Source organism: Dyadobacter soli (assembly GCF_900101885.1).
Classification (GTDB): Bacteria; Bacteroidota; Bacteroidia; order Cytophagales; family Spirosomataceae; genus Dyadobacter; species Dyadobacter soli.
The window spans coordinates 64736-80083 of record NZ_FNAN01000022.1 but is presented as its reverse complement, the minus strand read 5'-3'; the positions used below and the strand labels follow the sequence as shown (position 1 = coordinate 80083).

Sequence of the window (15348 nt, the reverse complement as noted above, 5' to 3'; positions counted from 1 at the left end):
AAAACAATTACCTTCAAGGAACATCCTGCTAAACTTGACTTCTGTGATGCAAAACCTGCTCGACATCCATTTAAATCCTGACTTTTGGGGTGTCCGTGAGCACTGTCTAGAAAATTTGCGCCCGTCTCATATAGAGCGACTTGAAGGCTTAATTCGAAAATATCCTACGTTACTATCCGGAGCCTTTTTTCTCCGGTCGACATCCCGGAATGGAACCTTTTTCAGCTATCCGGATGACGAAGTCGGCGATAAGGAGGTAATCGCTTGGTCGCGCATCTCGGACGACCATGAAATACTATGTGCTACAAACCTGAACCAGGAAAACTACGCTGTTGTATACGTCACAGTCGATGATGTGATGCATTCTATTGACAGCTCGATGAAGTGCTTGTTTGCCTCCGATCTGAGCCCGGCAGAATTAAATATTGAAGTGAGAAACGGGAAGGCGATCCGCTTAACAATACCTCCACACGCATTGGTTATCTACTGTTGAGATAGCCATAGATTACTAAGAGCCACCACTGCGCCGATCCACGAAGTTCAAGAGGAAATAGCACATGCCAGCCAATAATCTATGATGGCTTTCAGCGTCGAAACAAGTTCCTTTGGTGAATTGGGTTTAATGAAGAAGCCCTGTGCCATTTTACCATATGCATCAATTATCAGGTCGTGACTTGCCCTGTTCGTCAGATAAAGATAAGGGATACCTGTTCGCCTGATTTCCATGTCGGTACTAAGCTGAACGTTAAGGTCGACACCATCTGTATAAGGGTGATCAATGTCAGACAATACCAGGAAGGGTTCGGCATACGGCGCATTCATATAGGCTAATGCTGACGCTCCATCCTTGAATATGCCCTCCTGTTGGGATAGCTCAGCTTTTCAAATACGTATTCGAGCACATTTCTGTCCTCTTCGTTATCCTCAATAATAATGATTTCTCCGTTTCTGTTCATTTGTGGGTGATTAACAATATGTGCCAATTGAAGCAAAACCAAGCCACTATTAAGATTTCTTACGGCTAGATCATAGGCTGATGATGGGCAGCATAATAAAAGCGAGCCCTAGCAAATGCATTTGGGCTCGCTGCACACCGTTTTATTAAATCGATCAGTTCAATGGAATTGGAATCAATTCCCTTTCAAAAAAAGCTAACATCTTTTTGTCACCGTCGCCGATTTCCTCACAATAGTAAATACGCTTCAAATACTTTTTGACCGTCAACCGCTTCCTGGGGTCCGTTAACAACGAGACCACCGCCCCTACTAGATGTTTGTTTTCCATTCAGGAAGATAGGGAACTTAAATGGTTATAGCTAGGGCTAAACCATTTAAATAACTGTTTTTCAACGTTTTATTATTGATGGACTGGTAAGGCAATCTCGTCGGCATAGAGGGAGAAACAATGACGATATCCAAGCTATCTACAAATGACTAACTACAAAATCTAAAGATTAGTAATTGCCATACCTCGAATTCTCAAAAACACTCGCTAAATCGTAGAAAAAATGTTCGACCTATGTTCGACCTAAATAAAAAAACCACTTACATTTTTTCTGTAAGTGGTTGATAATCAAGTGGAGAATATCGGACTATAGGTTCGGAACCTCTTGCCCTTCTAACTAACTCATTATTAACTTTATCGCTCGTGAAAAGCACGTGGCTTTTCCTACTGCTTCCGAAAGTGCTTAGGCAACCAACGCCATCAGGGCTGGATGTGAAAGCACCTTCGATTCATCGGAGGCAGGACTAAGCTTTCCCAGTAGGTCCATCAAGCGCTCAATTTGCTTATCCTTGACGGCAAGTTGACTTTGTAGTTGATCAGCCAAGGCTTTCGACTGCTCTGTCTGCGCTTTAAATTGATGTTCTAATGCGGCCAAATGCTTCAATAAATATTCAGAATCAACGCTGGTGTCTGACTTACCGTTATTTTTCCACTTATTGAAAATGTAGTCTTTGGACACCCCTAATATCCCAGCCCATTCCTCAATCTCCTCATTTTTCATATCGGACCGGCCGAAAACAACGTACATTCCCTGGCGCGTGCGACCAGATAGCTCTGCTAATTGCCCCATTTTTATGTTTTTCTCGTTGGCAATTTCCTTGATGATTACGCCGATAGGTGTTTCCATAATATCTCCTTTATGTTGTTAAACAAGTGTAAATACGAATACAAGTAAACTGTTTTACAATTCAATCGCAAATATTCGCGGTTGAATTGTAAAAATCAAGCCAATCACCCCCTTTCTTTCGCCGTTCACCACATTATTTGCAAACGGCATGATTTACAAAACTCGCCAAAGTGCCAGATCACATATACTCGATATCAACACTTTAAGAAAATATTGAAAATATATTGAACATTTTGTTTGACAATACAAACCGTTTTGGTTTACATTTGAATCGTAATTAAGAACGGTTAATAATCCACTGCATGAACATTTCCCGCACAAAGAAGCGAACTCCACTAGGAGTGGAGCTCTTTAAACTTCCGGCATATGAGCGTGACCGCATTAGAACGAAACTAACAGAAGCTGGCCTTAGTGAAGGTGGCTGGCGATCAATCTACGAACGGACGGATGCGCACCTATTACCTGTTTTTGTTCGCGACATCATTGTAAAGGAATTGCCCACAGCTGAAAAATTTTTCAAACATCCCAAACTATCAGAAGCATGAGTCACAAAATGTGTTGGTTTGCCGCTATGGGAATGGTGGCAACCGGCGAGTGGTTCGCCGACATCGTCGCCCGCAACCCAGCCACCGTTTCAGCAATTGGCTGCATGGCAATCTTCGGAGTAGTCGCCTACTCGGTAAATCGTAGCAACAAAGAAAAAGGAGCAACGAAGTAGGATCGCTTCGCCACAGAAGTTTCGCGCACCATTTCTGTCCTTGTCATCCTGATCAGATAAGAGGAAAATCGCATCCAGGTTCAACGCATACCGCCGACTCACAACCGGCAAAATCCTGAAACATATACACCAGACCGTTACACGCAAATTAGCATGGACGGATACCCAACACCCTAAAAAGTGGCAAAATGTTTCAATAGAAATTTCAATTGAAGTTTCGATCGATTTTCAATTGAACGATAGAACTATTGAGCTATTGAAAGTTTCTCATCAGTTACTATACGATTAAAACATTTTTTCAAAACGCGAAAAATGCCTCCAAATCAACCCTTAAAAACCAAAGGCCGTGCAGTATCCCCTGACCCGAACCGTAGCCTTTTCAAGTTTAAATTAACATGGCTGCCAGAACCAAACGGGTACCAGAAAAAGAGCGAAACATGGTACAGCTTCGATTACCCCATCGAGCGAGAGATGTTTCCAGAGGGTCTGGATAAAGACCTACGGGCACAGTGGAAGACTCTTGTCGCCTTATGCTGGAAACATCCTGAACTGTATGAGTTCATAAAGTGGCTCCGGCCTCACAACAAAGATGACGACCTGGTGCTTTATATGCCCAATTGGGACGAGCTACCGCCTATGATCCCTGTCATCGAGGCAAAATATGGCTGGGGCTTACTCGAAAATTACGTACACACATGCGGCTTCAACGATTTCAGTTTCTGCTCTGTGGACAGATCACACCCGAGGCAGGCAGGAAATAGCCCTGGAAAGACAAAGGTCTTTCGAGAATTCTACGGATATAAGTACATCCATCGAAATGACTTCATTGTAAGGAACCTAGCCATTGGAAAACTCTTAAAAGTTGATGTGTACGACAACCTGATGTACCACTCGGAAAACCACCTACACACCATGTTTGGACGCGTCCAGACCGTAATCGAGCCAGAACACCTGCCGGTCCGCGGCGGAACTCCGCAAGCCATCGGCTCAATGATGCCAAAGTTTAACAGAGAATAACCAATTCAAACCAAATCAATCATGTCAAGACACGACGAATCAATCGGGCGCATGCCTAACCCAAGTCAGTTTTATCTCGAATGGAACAGCGAAAAAAGCTCCTTCTGCTACTACTCTACCGAAGAGCAGGGGCGGATTCCATTCGACCTACCTTTCCGGTTCCTCGCTTTAAAATTCATGAACACGATCACAGGATGGGATAGTAACGCCCGCAAGCAGATCTATTCCAATGAAATTTCCGATACCAGGATGGAACACTTCCGGGTCGCATATCGGGACGGAAGTACCATCGCCACCGGTCTTTACTCGGACATTAAGGACGACCTGGTTGCTGTCGGTGGGCGCTTCACCAGATCCATCTACGCGATGACGCCGAAGGGAGCGATCGCCAATATCAAATTAACTGGCGGTCAAATGTTCAATTTCGGCGAGATCGAAAAGTACGGCAACCGCTGGCAGGACGAATGGATTCAGGTCGCATCGTTCGAAACCAAACAGAACCGCGAGAACAAAGACTACACTATCCCAGTCTTCACTTTCGGAGGCACAATCCAGCCTAACGACTCTATCAAGGCAGATACAGCCTACGGGATTATAAAAGCCTATTTCAACAGCAAATCGGCAAGTCCTGCGCCTCGCCCCGTCGCTCCACGCGCACAATATGCCCCCGCCGCTGCCGCGATACCATCCAGCCTCGCTTCATCCAGCGATGACGACGATCTACCATTCTAATCACCTAACGCTACACGTGCAATGGAAAATGCAACAATCACCCTTGAAACCACCATAGCCTACCCCGGAAAATGGCGCGTGAAAGACGAAGAGCGCATGATTGTCTTCACCATACCGTGCCATTCCGAACTACTCCCGCTGCTCGAAAAACCGCCCAAAACTGTACAGTGCTACTACCGAAACCTGAGATTTAAATATGGCACACTCACCAAGGGCACCGCGATAAGGCTGACGGCCGTCATCGAGTTCGGAAAACGTGGTGGAGTCCAGCTCCACATCAAAGAGCTGGAAGTGGTCGGGCCCGTCGCCCAGGACTTGACAAAAGTCTCGACCAAAATGATGAACAAGTGGACAAAACAATTTGAAAAGCAATACGCATTACCATTATGAAAACATCTGTAACAAAGCTTAATGAAGTACTGGCTCTGACAATGGGCTCGAAGGATTTGCTAAAAGCGCTGAACCTGGTGGGAAAAGTGGTTGCCTCCAATCCGATCGTTCCTGCTCTCGAGAATGTCAAAGTGGAGATTTTAACCGGCAAAGTTCAGTTTAGTGGCAATAACTTACACCAGTCCATCACCTGCTCTACTGAGTACAACATCATCGGTGATACTGGCTCATTCCTTTTGCCGCACAAAAAAACTGTCGATCTGCTGAAAACCCTTCCGGACGTACCAGTAACGATCGTTCATACCCAAAACGCTGGCACCTGCGCGGTACAGATCGAGGTAGATGGCAAGAAATTCAAAATGGCAAGTGATGCGGCAAAGGACTTCCCTATGCCGCCACTCACATCAGGGGAAAGCCTTGAATTACCTGTAAAGCAGTTAAAGGAAGCATTGACAGTTTGCCTGTCAACAGTTTCCAACGACACGCTGCGGCCATCGCAGTTGGGTGTTCATTTCAATACAGAAGCGGGCGAAATTGTCAGCTGCGACGGATCGAACATCACTATTTACCGGACCGGCCAACTATTCGACTCGAAGCCTTTCACCATTCCCTCGGAGTTTGCCCGATTGGTTATTGACCAGATTTCAGACTCTCAGGACGCGGTTTCATTGGAAATTTCGGATAGCTATGCCCGAATCAGCAATGATACCCAGGTCATCACCAGCATCCTTGTTTCGGAAAAATTTGTCGACTACGAACGTGCAATCCCAAAAAGCAACAATTTAAAAGGGTCGATCGATATTACCGAATGGTCAACGGCCATTAAGCGATCGCTGATTTTCACCAACCTGACAACCTTCCAAACGAGAAACATCTTCTCTGCCGGAAAACTCACCATCGCGACACAAGATCAAGACTTCGGAAGCGACTCCACCCAGGAAATTCCGTTCGATGGTGACTTCGAATTTGAAATTGGCCTGCAAGGAAAAACGATCAGCAACATCCTGCAACGATTGGGCAGCAACACCGCCCGCCTTGAAATGACCGCGCCTAACCGAGGTTTCTGCATTTTCCCCGATAACACCCTTGCAAAAGAGTTACTGATCATGTCAATGCCGGTCATGCTTCCGACGGCATAATAAAAAAAACCGGTCGCAGCTTGGACCCTGCGACCGGCATTCCCAAAAAATCAAAATAAGCGACACAAAGATGAGCAAAAAACAAAGCCTTCCCAAATGGCACTTCTCTGCAAAATCTACATTCCTGACCATTGACGAACAGGTGTACACAAAAAAAAGACTCAACCACCTGTGCAAAATGGCCATGACCGAAAAGAAAAGACAGAGAGGCGTTCCCCGACTGGTGGTCAGCATCACGCCGATCGGAGTTTTTTCACTTCAAAATTTAATCCCTTCAAACGAATGTTATTCCCTGTCAAATTGAAGCTGGCGCATTACGAGGCAGAAGCCATGCGGCGGTACTTGCAGCGCATGCTGGAAACGTCCATGAATCCGGAAGCGAAAAACGAGGTAATCGTCCTCGCCGAGCATTTTCAAAAATTCGACTCCGCGGTCCGATCCAAGGTGTTCCGGGTTGCTGGCACCAAGAACTGCATCTACTCGGTCCCGCTCAGCGTAGCGCGCATCCTTTGGTACCGCTGGCAGCAGGAAAACGGAGGAGAAGCAATCCAGTCCGTGCTTGGCAAAATCGACTACGAACTCAATTCCCTGGATAGGGTACCCCAATTCCCCAAAACATTGATATGAGAAAGCATACAATTACATCTATTCGGACCGCAATCGCAGAACTTGAATGCTTCGCCGACATTAACCAATCTCTTTGGCAGGATCGAATGGACGATATTTTCGAATACTACCAAAGCCAAATCAAGGCATGCATGATTCTGGCCTATGAGAAAAATCTTACTTCGAAAGCAGTATACGTCGCAGGCATCAACAGCCTGAGATATTTCGAAATGCAGATCATCGGTGCTGACGGGGTTAAAACCTTCTACATCGGGCAAGATAGCCATATTGGCTTACCCATTATGCGGCAACGATTCCAGGCAAGCTACCGCGAGTCTGATTACAAATGGAACCTTCGTTCTGTCACGATACTAACAGAAGCACTGAAAGATTTGCACCTCTATTTCGACCACCTGAACGACGAAAACCTGCACAAAAATGGAACTGATCATTAAAGTCACACGAGGATACCTGGCCGTTATCCTGCTGCTGGCAGCGGTTCTGACTATCCCCATTATTGTTGCGATGGTTTACTATCTGATGCTATTGTTCTCACTCTTCATTGGTTCCGTGTTTTTCCCATGATAACAGGCATATCATACTTTGGCGGCAAATCCGGCTCAGGCACTTACCAGACGATCATTAACCAGATACCGCCTCACACGACTTATGTGGAAGGGTTTGCAGGAATGGCAGGAATTTTCCGAAGAAAGTTGCCAGCCAAAGAAAGCCTACTGGTAGAAGTTGACAAAGAGACGATCGCAAGGCTTGTTGAAATTGGCATTAACCGAGAGATGATATACGAAGGTTCGATGCTGGAAGTGCTCGACATCTTCCGGAGCACCCTCGATCAACCGGACGTCTTTCTTTACCTGGACCCACCCTACCCTCGGGATTCCAGAAAATCGGACACCGTTTACCGCCACGAGCTGACCCATGACAACCACGTGCTGCTGCTCAAACTGATCAGAAGCTACCAACGTGCCAAGATTGCCATCAGCACATATCCCAACCAGATGTATGCCCACCGGCTTAAAGATTGGCGATCAATCGAATTTGACAGCCAGACACGGCGAGGCAGAGCGACTGAGGTGCTAATCATGAACTATCCAGAGCCAGACGAGCTGCACGATTACCGCTACCTGGGAAGCGACTACCGTGAGCGGGAACGCATCACCCGCAAGCTCAACCGCTGGCAGAATAAATTCTCTGAACTGGCACCACTTGAACAAAAGGCGATGATCCAGCGCCTGACAACCTCACTGGATCCTACCGCCATTTAAAGCGGTGGTCGACGAAATATCTCTCAAACTCAAAATCGATCAAAACAATGAGTACAACAAGATTTTACAAGATTCAAAAAGGCACAGAAACATTTCAAAAAGTGGCTGACATGATAGTGCAGATTAGAGCTGCCAACAAGGCCGCCGAGAATTTGGCCATCGAGATCGGCTCAACCGGTCAGATGATTCATTCTGATCACTACGTGGCAGGAGGTATCACAGGTTTTGAATTCTACCAACAACCGGAAGGTTGGAGGAAAGCCAGCAAACATTTTCACGGGTACTATTTTCCGAAATCGGGAAAAGAAAACAAGCAGACCCTCAATGCCATTTATGCATTACCCAAAATCGAGCGACGCACATTGAGCGCGCTGATCGGATACAAAGGCATTTTTAGTCAGCCAGGGATAATGGAGCGTGGGGAGTATGTACTTGTTGTTGCAACCGTAGGCAATATGGGATCAAGCATCGAACCAACACCTGACATGATCGAAATCTTGGGAAGCGAGTACGATGAGCTCGCCAAGAAGTTAGAAGAAATAGCATAGTAATTCCCGATATCACAACGGCAGCGCTGTCGGTGCTGGCCACTTCAACTACCACAAACATGAGCAAGCGTACCGAGCCAACATTATTTCCAGAACTACCCAACCCACAATACGAATTGAATGTAAAACAGGTCAAGCTTTTCAAATTCAAATCATGGAACGGCCGTCAGGTGAACATTTACGTCGAGCCGATCACCGATCGGACCGGCCGACTAATCGTCATGACGGCAAAAAAGATATTCCAGCGATACTTTGACGGTGTTTCGGGCGGGCTTTACCGCTTTCTGGCTTCGAACGACGCTGGTACAATTGCCTCCGTTTTCGAGGATTCCGAAGATCAAGAGGAATACATTCACAAGCACCTAGCCCCGATATGGGACTTCTTTCAGGAAAGCATCTCCGGACATCTTAACTAATCACCACCTCATAATGAAAACGAACGCAGACGCCATCGAGCAAAAAAGAAAGTTCCTTGCCAGTGCATCCCTCGGGTTCCGAATACTGGTATTTCTTAAAATACAGCTTGTCTGGATGGAGCCACGGCCATTTAATGGCTACTTCACATGCCAAAAAACAAACAAGTGGAACCCGCTAACCTGGTTGTTTTTACTCTTGTTGATTCCGTTCGCCGGCGCAATTGGCATCATCGGATTCTTCGAAGATGTCCCTGCTGAATTCGAAACAAAACGGCACGGCTGACCGGCACGAAAACTTCCAGTACTCCCACGCCAGCACTGACGGTGCTGGCCACTTTCAAACCAATCAACAAAATTTAGCAATGGACAACAGCAACGCAGTCGCGGTAAGGCCATCGAATGCCCAGCCCAAAGTATCTGACCATTTTAAAAATACCATCAAGCAACACCTGAACCAGCTCGCAGCAGCCGACCCGCTCTTCGCCGAGACGCTAAAAAAGCCCGGCAAGAACATAGACGACTGCGTCACTTACATCATCAACCAGGTTAAAGCCAGCGGTATTTGTGGCTTCGAAGATTCCGAAATCTTTGGGATGGCCGTCCACTACTACGACGAAGACGATATCAAGCCAGGCAGCCCGATCAATTACAAAGTGGTAGTGAACCATTCGGTCCAACTTACCGAGGAAGAAATCAGCCAGGCGAAACAAAATGCACTCGCCCAGGTCATTTCCGAAGAAAAAGCCCGTATCCAAAAGAAGGGCGAGCAAAAGAAAGACAAATCTGCACCAATACAACAACCTCTATTTTAATCCATGAAGCCACGGACAAAATTTCATAAAAAGGTAGCATTGGTGCGGCAGGGTCTCAAACCTGCTACCGAAAAACAAATCAACTGGGGCATCGGGCACGTTTTTCAGCGCAGCGGCTTTATCAATAAGCTTTCTCTATGGTGTCTGGAATGCGGGCACCAATGGAAGGTGAAAGGGAACCTGATGCCGGTGCTCGCCGGATGCACTTGTCCGGGATGCGATCGTGAGCTGAAAATTTCCCAATCACGCAAACGGAAGCATGAGGAAGCGGCCTACTTCACGATTTGCTCGAAAGTCAAGGAATTTCAGGTTATCCGGACGTTTTACCTAACCCGTTTCTGCGCACGAAACAATGCCGCCCGGGTTGCATGCACCGAGGTGATGCAGCACTGGATCGATGGAAAAGGGAATTTTTGCCTTTACTCGAAGATGGTCAATGGTATGAGCTATTACTATGACCTCTGGATCAAGAACAGCGACATGGAACTGCGCGACTACACAACGCGTGGCGCAATACTGCGAAGCGAGATCGTGCCAAATGCTATCTACGCAAAAGGTAGCTTCCTGCCAGAAATTAAACGTAACGGATTTACAGGAGATTTTCACGGCCATTCACCCTTCGTGTTTCTGCGAAGGCTTCTTATAGATAGTAAAATGGAAACCCTATTGAAATCAGGCCAGCACAAAATGCTGCGATACTATCTCGGCCGCGGCGCATCCAGCGTCGACAAATATTGGAACAGCATTAAAATCTGCATCCGGAACGGGTACACTATTCCCAGCGCCTCGATGTGGGTAGACTACATTGAACTACTCGCTCATTTCAACAAAGACCTGCTGAGCAGCCACTACGTTTGCCCGGTAGATCTGAAAATATCCCACGATACGCTAGTCAGGAAAAAGCGCGAGGCCTTCGAACGGGCCCGCATTGCCGAAATGCGTGAAAAGACCGAAATCGCCCAGATCGAATATCAAAAGCAAAAGGGGGCCTTCTTCGGGCTGGCTTTTACCAACGGCCAGATCACCGTAAAAGTCCTTGAAACCGTACAGGATTTCATGCTCGAAGGTGACCGGCTGAAACACTGCGTTTTTGCCTCGGAATATTATAAAAGGCCTGACTCGCTGGTCTTGTCCGCGCGGATCGGCGACGAACCGATCGAAACGATCGAGCTCTCGCTTTCCAATCTAAAAATCCTGCAAGCGCGCGGATGGGATAACAAGCCTACCGAGTACCATTCGGAAATCATCAACCTGGTCGACAGTAACCTGCATGCGATCAACGCCATTTTAACCAAATCACAACCTTAGCTCGGCCTATGGACTACGTAATTAACTTGCTCCGCATCGAACTTGCCAAAAATCGCTCACATCGTTCAGCGAATACAAAGCTATCAACTGACCAGTTAAAGGCTAACCTGCCGCGCATTATAAGCGAAGGAGAGCAGATCCGGGCGGCCATCAAAATACTTTCAACACCTTAACTGAGTCGAACCATTATGAACACCGTAGCCGAAATGTTTGAAATGCCCATTGAAGAGCGGAAGAAGTTCCTACAATACGAGGGATGGAATCCGTACTGCCTCATGTGCAACTACCGAGGCAGGATGCGCCCGGAACCGTATGGATGGCGATGCCCTCAATGTAAAAATATGATCGGGCACCATCATGAGCGATTGCAGGAATCTCCGCTGAATCAGCCAGAATACACTGCCCCAGGACTGTATCCACTTTCATATCAACCTTAAACGCGTCGAACCTTAATGAATGTCTATCTATTCAACACGGAATCGGCTGAGTTCTTTCATTAGAGCGATTTGCAAATCCATTAGTTGAATAATGTGCTTTGATTGCAACAACAACAATGCATTACGGTCGAGATTGCAAACTGTTAAAAGCTCAGTCGCATGAGCTAGGCGCAGGGTTCTCTCAACTTCATTATATCTGCACACAATGTCCTGGATTTGGTCGAAGTGGCTTTTCATTGTACATATCGTTCGACAGAAAGCCTTCAAAAAATATACCAACAAGCATGCTAAACGTCGAACCCTTAAGCCTAGATAATCATTCAAGATGGTCTGAATCGATGCGAGAAGCAAGTTCCAGCAATGACTCCTTTCGGAGGTCAAGCAATTCGCAAAGGTGTCTGGTAGAAAGCTGTATTCGCGCGGTGAGGTCGCTCCCGTCCAAGGCGGCCATTTCGGCGGCATGGGCAATTAACAGTTTGTCTCGCATTCGATTAAAGCGGTACAATATTTCCAAGGTGCTCTGAACGGTCATATAATTAAAATTTTAGCGCCGCCCTTTTGCTAAACAATCATACCAACACTTTAACAGCGTCGAACTTAGGTAAGCGGGTTGTCCAAATCCATACGGCCAACAACTTCCATTGAGTTGTGCGCGAGCGGCCCCCATGAACTCTGCCAAAAGTAGATTTTCGTGGGGGACGCTCCGTAGATGCCCTCCAAATCCACGATCCTATGTCCCTGTTCGACACTAACGCCAGTAACTACATAGTGCCCTGATGGAATTACCAGCATGAAGTGTGGTTGGTCACGTAACTGGTGCGCAAGAAACTTGTCCAAAACTTGAAGACACAGGGGCGCATCCTCCCCCTTAAAAATCTTGATGACACCCTCCCTTATTGCTTCGCGTTCCTTCGTAACGTCCGTTCTACTGTGATACTCCTTTCCCACCTTGACGGTGGTAGATACGATTTCTCGGTTAAAAGTGCTGATTGTTTCTGTGTGCAGGCAAAGTGGGAAAGCAGCATACCCTACCGTCATGCCGTGAGGAATCCACACGACATCGCCTCGTTTCAAATATCCCCGGTTCATTGTTGTTGACGATATCAATAATTCGATCACAATAGTATCGATTCATTGTGCCATTGTCAAGATGCCACCTGACTAATTCCCGTCCTTCCCATTCAACCGGTTGACTGCCACCTTCGCTTATCCAAAACCGGAAAAAGTAGTGGCAAACCAGATCATCAAACGAAAAGTAGCAATGGCCAGCATCCGGTCCGACGATTCGGCCGGAAAACCCTCGGTGCACTCGATCAAGTATCGCAAGGTCGACGGCACGATCGGCTACAAGCGCCATGTTACCAAAAGCTTTCAACACATGCCCGGTGCTGGCAAGTTTCGCGGAAACATAAACACCAACCACGAATTCCTTTTCCGCAACCTGGACGAGCAAGACCCCGAAAAACAGCATTTCCGGATCAAAATCGATCTGCTCATCGAAGTAGACGGAATGATCATTGACCATACCAACGGCGAATACAATGGTAACCCAAATTTCCAATAGCTTTTTTATTCTGAACGAGGGCGGCAACAATGCGGCACTGTTACAGCTCACCGGATCTCGCGACGCCAGCTTTGGCGGTAGCGCCTGGTCTCAATACGATGCATTTGAGCACATACGCTGGGGTTCAGGTGACAACCAGCCCAATGTGATGCGATCGCTGATCGAGAAGAACACGATCGTTGAATCGCTTCTCGAATCGCTCCGGGACATGATTTACGCCAGCGGCGTGGGCTTCTTCAAAAAGGAGGTGGTCGACGGCAAGACCAGGCTCACTGAATTTATCGACCCGAGGCTCGAAGATTGGGCGTGGGCAACGGATTTGCAGGACTATGTCGTCTCGGCCATCACCCAGCGCGTGGATAACGCCAACATCTTTACCAAGTGGCGCTATGATCCTCTCGAAGACTGGTTTACACTGTCGGTGCTCGACAGCTTCAAGACCCGTATCGGCAGGCCCGAAAAAGGCGGCGGCTTCCATGTAAATCCATACTTCGGGTTTTCCAAGTATTTCACGCCGGGCGACACCGAGAAGCTCGCAGCGTTCGACCGAAACGATCTGGACTTCAATAAACGGAAGACAGCCACTGTCTCACATTCGCGGCACAAGCTGGCTGGCCAACCGTTCTACGCTTTCCCTTCCTGGTGGTGTGCAGAAGAAGCGATTGAGCTGGCCAACCTGATCATCGCCTTCCATAAAAACGGCATACTGAACGGCTACAATATCAAATACCTGATCCGGATGCCGCAAGACCACTTCGACAAAGAAGGCGGACGTAACGTCGACGGCAAGTTGGTTAAAAAGCGCTGGGGCGATTTCTCTGACAACCTTTCCAGCTGGCTAGCAGGTCAGAAAAACGTAAACAAGACCATGCTGATCAAATACATGCGTGGTGCAGATGGCAAGGCAATGGATAACGTTGACGTGGTTCCGCTCAAAAACGAGATGTCCGACGATGCATACGACAAGGTTTTCAAAAATGCCAACCAATCAATCGCCAACTCGATCGGCCTGCTGCCAACGCTCGCCGGTGTAAACCCTGGCTCAGGTAATGACTCCGGTAGCCAAATCAGGGTGATGGCCGATTATCAGCAACACTTCCGCACGCCTGTCCATCGGCTGTATGTGCTCAAAGACATCAACATGGCCTTGCGCCTGATGGGCTACAAAGATGTGCAAGCCGCATTCAAAGAAGTCCAGATCACCACCCTTGACACCAATCCCACCGGCGCGCAAGCCGTCGTAAACCAAAACAACGCTGCATAATGATCGTAGAACTTGAACAACTCAAAAAGCAGCTCGGTGGCGTGCAAGCTAAGCTCAACTTTGAAACGGTGCTTTCATTCGTAAAAAACGCAGAACGGGAATTCCGCAAAGTAGTCGGCGTCGAGCTGTACGATTTCCTTGAAGATGCCGCCTTTGAAGATCTGCCGGAACTGGACCGGGTCAGCCTGGAAGAATTGCTTGACATTAGCCAGGGCTGCATTGCCTGGACCGCTTACGACATGGCGCTCCCTCACCTGAAATTCCGGGTAGGCGATCTGGGTCTTGCCAAAAACAGTCCCAGCCAGACTGTCGCCGTTGCCAAATGGGAATACGTCGACACTCGCGATGCAAATATGGCGATGGTCGATTTGATGTGGGAATTGTTCTGGGAGAACCTGGAACAGACCAAACCTGAGGCTTGGACGAGCTCCCCTGCTTACCAAGCGCGCAACCAGTACTTTATCCGTGGCGCGGACGAGTTGGGCGACTACGTGCCGCTGGCAGGCAGGAACCGCAGGCTATTCTCGCAGCTCGAAAAGTTCATCCGTCGCGCCGAGCAACTTTACATCCGTGAAGCCATCACCTATGCCGTTTTCGATGAGTTGAAAATCAAATGGCAGGACAAGGATGCGCAGCTGACACCGCTGGAATCGATGTTGGTCGACAAAATCAAAGAGCCGCTCTCCTTCCTGACACTGCACGAGGCTTACCCTTACCTACCGATCAAACTGGACGAGAATGGCCCGCGTGAAGTCCGCAAATGGGACGGCATAACCAACGAGTCGCCCGCGGGCGAAGGCATCAAAAATGCCCAGCGGCAGCAGCTATGGCAAGATGCCCAACTGTACATGGGACGCCTGCAAGACTTCATGGACAAGTATTCCAGCCCCACGCAATTCCCCGAGTACTACACCGCCAATGTCGCCATCGGCATTGACGAGCTTGAAGACTTTACCAATAAATCCCACGTAATCCTCTAATTC

At 47.7% G+C, this 15348-nt stretch carries 22 protein-coding genes; 19 read left to right on the top strand and 3 right to left on the bottom strand.

The window, feature by feature from the left end; translation table 11 throughout:
• Positions 1-46 precede the first annotated feature (46 nt).
• Entirely contained in the window at positions 47-493 is a 447-nt protein-coding gene (locus BLQ88_RS30080; protein ID WP_090156729.1) for a hypothetical protein, read from the top strand.
• Positions 494-540: 47 nt separating this feature from the next.
• Here BLQ88_RS30080 and BLQ88_RS30075 read toward each other — a convergent pair whose 3' ends face one another.
• The 3 genes from BLQ88_RS30075 to BLQ88_RS30070 all read right to left on the bottom strand — a co-directional run bounded on the left by BLQ88_RS30075 (position 541) and on the right by BLQ88_RS30070 (position 2131).
• Positions 541-822: a response regulator gene (locus BLQ88_RS30075; protein WP_090156728.1), complete on the bottom strand. Its 282-nt coding sequence runs from the start codon at positions 820-822 to the stop codon at positions 541-543.
• Between the two features lie 5 nt (positions 823-827).
• Complete coding sequence (locus tag BLQ88_RS37420; protein WP_262485723.1) at positions 828-956, bottom strand: hypothetical protein; 129 nt, start codon at positions 954-956, stop codon at positions 828-830.
• A 731-nt stretch (positions 957-1687) separates the two neighbouring features.
• A complete protein-coding gene (locus tag BLQ88_RS30070; protein ID WP_090156727.1) occupies positions 1688-2131 on the bottom strand; it encodes a helix-turn-helix domain-containing protein in 444 nt (147 codons plus the stop codon).
• A gap of 302 nt (positions 2132-2433) precedes the next feature.
• Here BLQ88_RS30070 and BLQ88_RS30065 point away from each other — a divergent pair, with 302 nt between their 5' ends.
• The 18 genes from BLQ88_RS30065 (at position 2434) to BLQ88_RS29975 (ending at position 15345) form a co-directional block, all read left to right on the top strand.
• Positions 2434-2676 carry a hypothetical protein gene (locus BLQ88_RS30065; protein WP_090156726.1) on the top strand — a complete coding sequence of 81 codons (243 nt, stop codon included), beginning with the start codon at positions 2434-2436 and terminating at the stop codon, positions 2674-2676.
• Complete coding sequence (locus tag BLQ88_RS36915; protein ID WP_176885158.1) at positions 2673-2849, top strand: hypothetical protein; 177 nt, start codon at positions 2673-2675, stop codon at positions 2847-2849. Before BLQ88_RS30065 ends, BLQ88_RS36915 begins: the two co-directional genes overlap by 4 nt.
• Positions 2850-3161: 312 nt before the next feature.
• Positions 3162-3866 (top strand): hypothetical protein, encoded by a 705-nt coding sequence (locus tag BLQ88_RS30060; RefSeq protein WP_090156725.1) that lies wholly within the window; start codon positions 3162-3164, stop codon positions 3864-3866.
• A gap of 21 nt (positions 3867-3887) precedes the next feature.
• Complete coding sequence (locus BLQ88_RS30055) at positions 3888-4598, top strand: hypothetical protein (RefSeq protein WP_090156724.1); 711 nt, start codon at positions 3888-3890, stop codon at positions 4596-4598.
• 21 nt (positions 4599-4619) lie between these two features.
• Positions 4620-4988 carry an OB-fold nucleic acid binding domain-containing protein gene (locus BLQ88_RS30050; protein ID WP_090156723.1) on the top strand — a complete coding sequence of 123 codons (369 nt, stop codon included), beginning with the start codon at positions 4620-4622 and terminating at the stop codon, positions 4986-4988.
• Positions 4985-6127, top strand: coding sequence for a DNA polymerase III subunit beta (locus BLQ88_RS30045; protein WP_090156722.1), 1143 nt, complete (start codon positions 4985-4987; stop codon positions 6125-6127). Before BLQ88_RS30050 ends, BLQ88_RS30045 begins: the two co-directional genes overlap by 4 nt.
• Positions 6128-6409: 282 nt before the next feature.
• The gene (locus BLQ88_RS30040) at positions 6410-6754 is read left to right on the top strand and encodes a hypothetical protein (RefSeq protein ID WP_090156721.1); all 345 of its coding nucleotides are present in this window, start codon (positions 6410-6412) and stop codon (positions 6752-6754) included.
• Positions 6751-7188, top strand: coding sequence for a hypothetical protein (locus BLQ88_RS30035; protein WP_143016964.1), 438 nt, complete (start codon positions 6751-6753; stop codon positions 7186-7188). The genes BLQ88_RS30040 and BLQ88_RS30035 overlap by 4 nt, the downstream gene beginning before the upstream one ends.
• Entirely contained in the window at positions 7172-7318 is a 147-nt protein-coding gene (locus BLQ88_RS36910; RefSeq protein WP_176885157.1) for a hypothetical protein, read from the top strand. The genes BLQ88_RS30035 and BLQ88_RS36910 overlap by 17 nt, the downstream gene beginning before the upstream one ends.
• Positions 7315-8016 carry a DNA adenine methylase gene (locus tag BLQ88_RS30030; protein ID WP_090156719.1) on the top strand — a complete coding sequence of 234 codons (702 nt, stop codon included), beginning with the start codon at positions 7315-7317 and terminating at the stop codon, positions 8014-8016. The genes BLQ88_RS36910 and BLQ88_RS30030 overlap by 4 nt, the downstream gene beginning before the upstream one ends.
• A gap of 47 nt (positions 8017-8063) precedes the next feature.
• The gene (locus BLQ88_RS30025; RefSeq protein ID WP_143016963.1) at positions 8064-8564 is read left to right on the top strand and encodes a hypothetical protein; all 501 of its coding nucleotides are present in this window, start codon (positions 8064-8066) and stop codon (positions 8562-8564) included.
• A 59-nt stretch (positions 8565-8623) separates the two neighbouring features.
• Complete coding sequence (locus tag BLQ88_RS30020; RefSeq protein WP_143016962.1) at positions 8624-8980, top strand: hypothetical protein; 357 nt, start codon at positions 8624-8626, stop codon at positions 8978-8980.
• Positions 8981-8993: 13 nt separating this feature from the next.
• On the top strand, positions 8994-9263 hold the full coding sequence (locus BLQ88_RS30015; RefSeq protein WP_090156716.1) for a hypothetical protein: 270 nt from the start codon (positions 8994-8996) through the stop codon (positions 9261-9263).
• 79 nt (positions 9264-9342) lie between these two features.
• Positions 9343-9792: a PcfK-like family protein gene (locus tag BLQ88_RS30010; RefSeq protein WP_090156715.1), complete on the top strand. Its 450-nt coding sequence runs from the start codon at positions 9343-9345 to the stop codon at positions 9790-9792.
• 3 nt (positions 9793-9795) lie between these two features.
• A complete protein-coding gene (locus BLQ88_RS30005; RefSeq protein ID WP_090156714.1) occupies positions 9796-11100 on the top strand; it encodes a PcfJ domain-containing protein in 1305 nt (434 codons plus the stop codon).
• A 1665-nt stretch (positions 11101-12765) separates the two neighbouring features.
• Positions 12766-13101, top strand: coding sequence for a hypothetical protein (locus tag BLQ88_RS29985; RefSeq protein ID WP_218132970.1), 336 nt, complete (start codon positions 12766-12768; stop codon positions 13099-13101).
• A complete protein-coding gene (locus BLQ88_RS29980; protein WP_229212928.1) occupies positions 13079-14365 on the top strand; it encodes a hypothetical protein in 1287 nt (428 codons plus the stop codon). Before BLQ88_RS29985 ends, BLQ88_RS29980 begins: the two co-directional genes overlap by 23 nt.
• Entirely contained in the window at positions 14365-15345 is a 981-nt protein-coding gene (locus tag BLQ88_RS29975) for a DUF6712 family protein (protein ID WP_090156709.1), read from the top strand. Before BLQ88_RS29980 ends, BLQ88_RS29975 begins: the two co-directional genes overlap by 1 nt.
• Positions 15346-15348 lie beyond the last annotated feature (3 nt).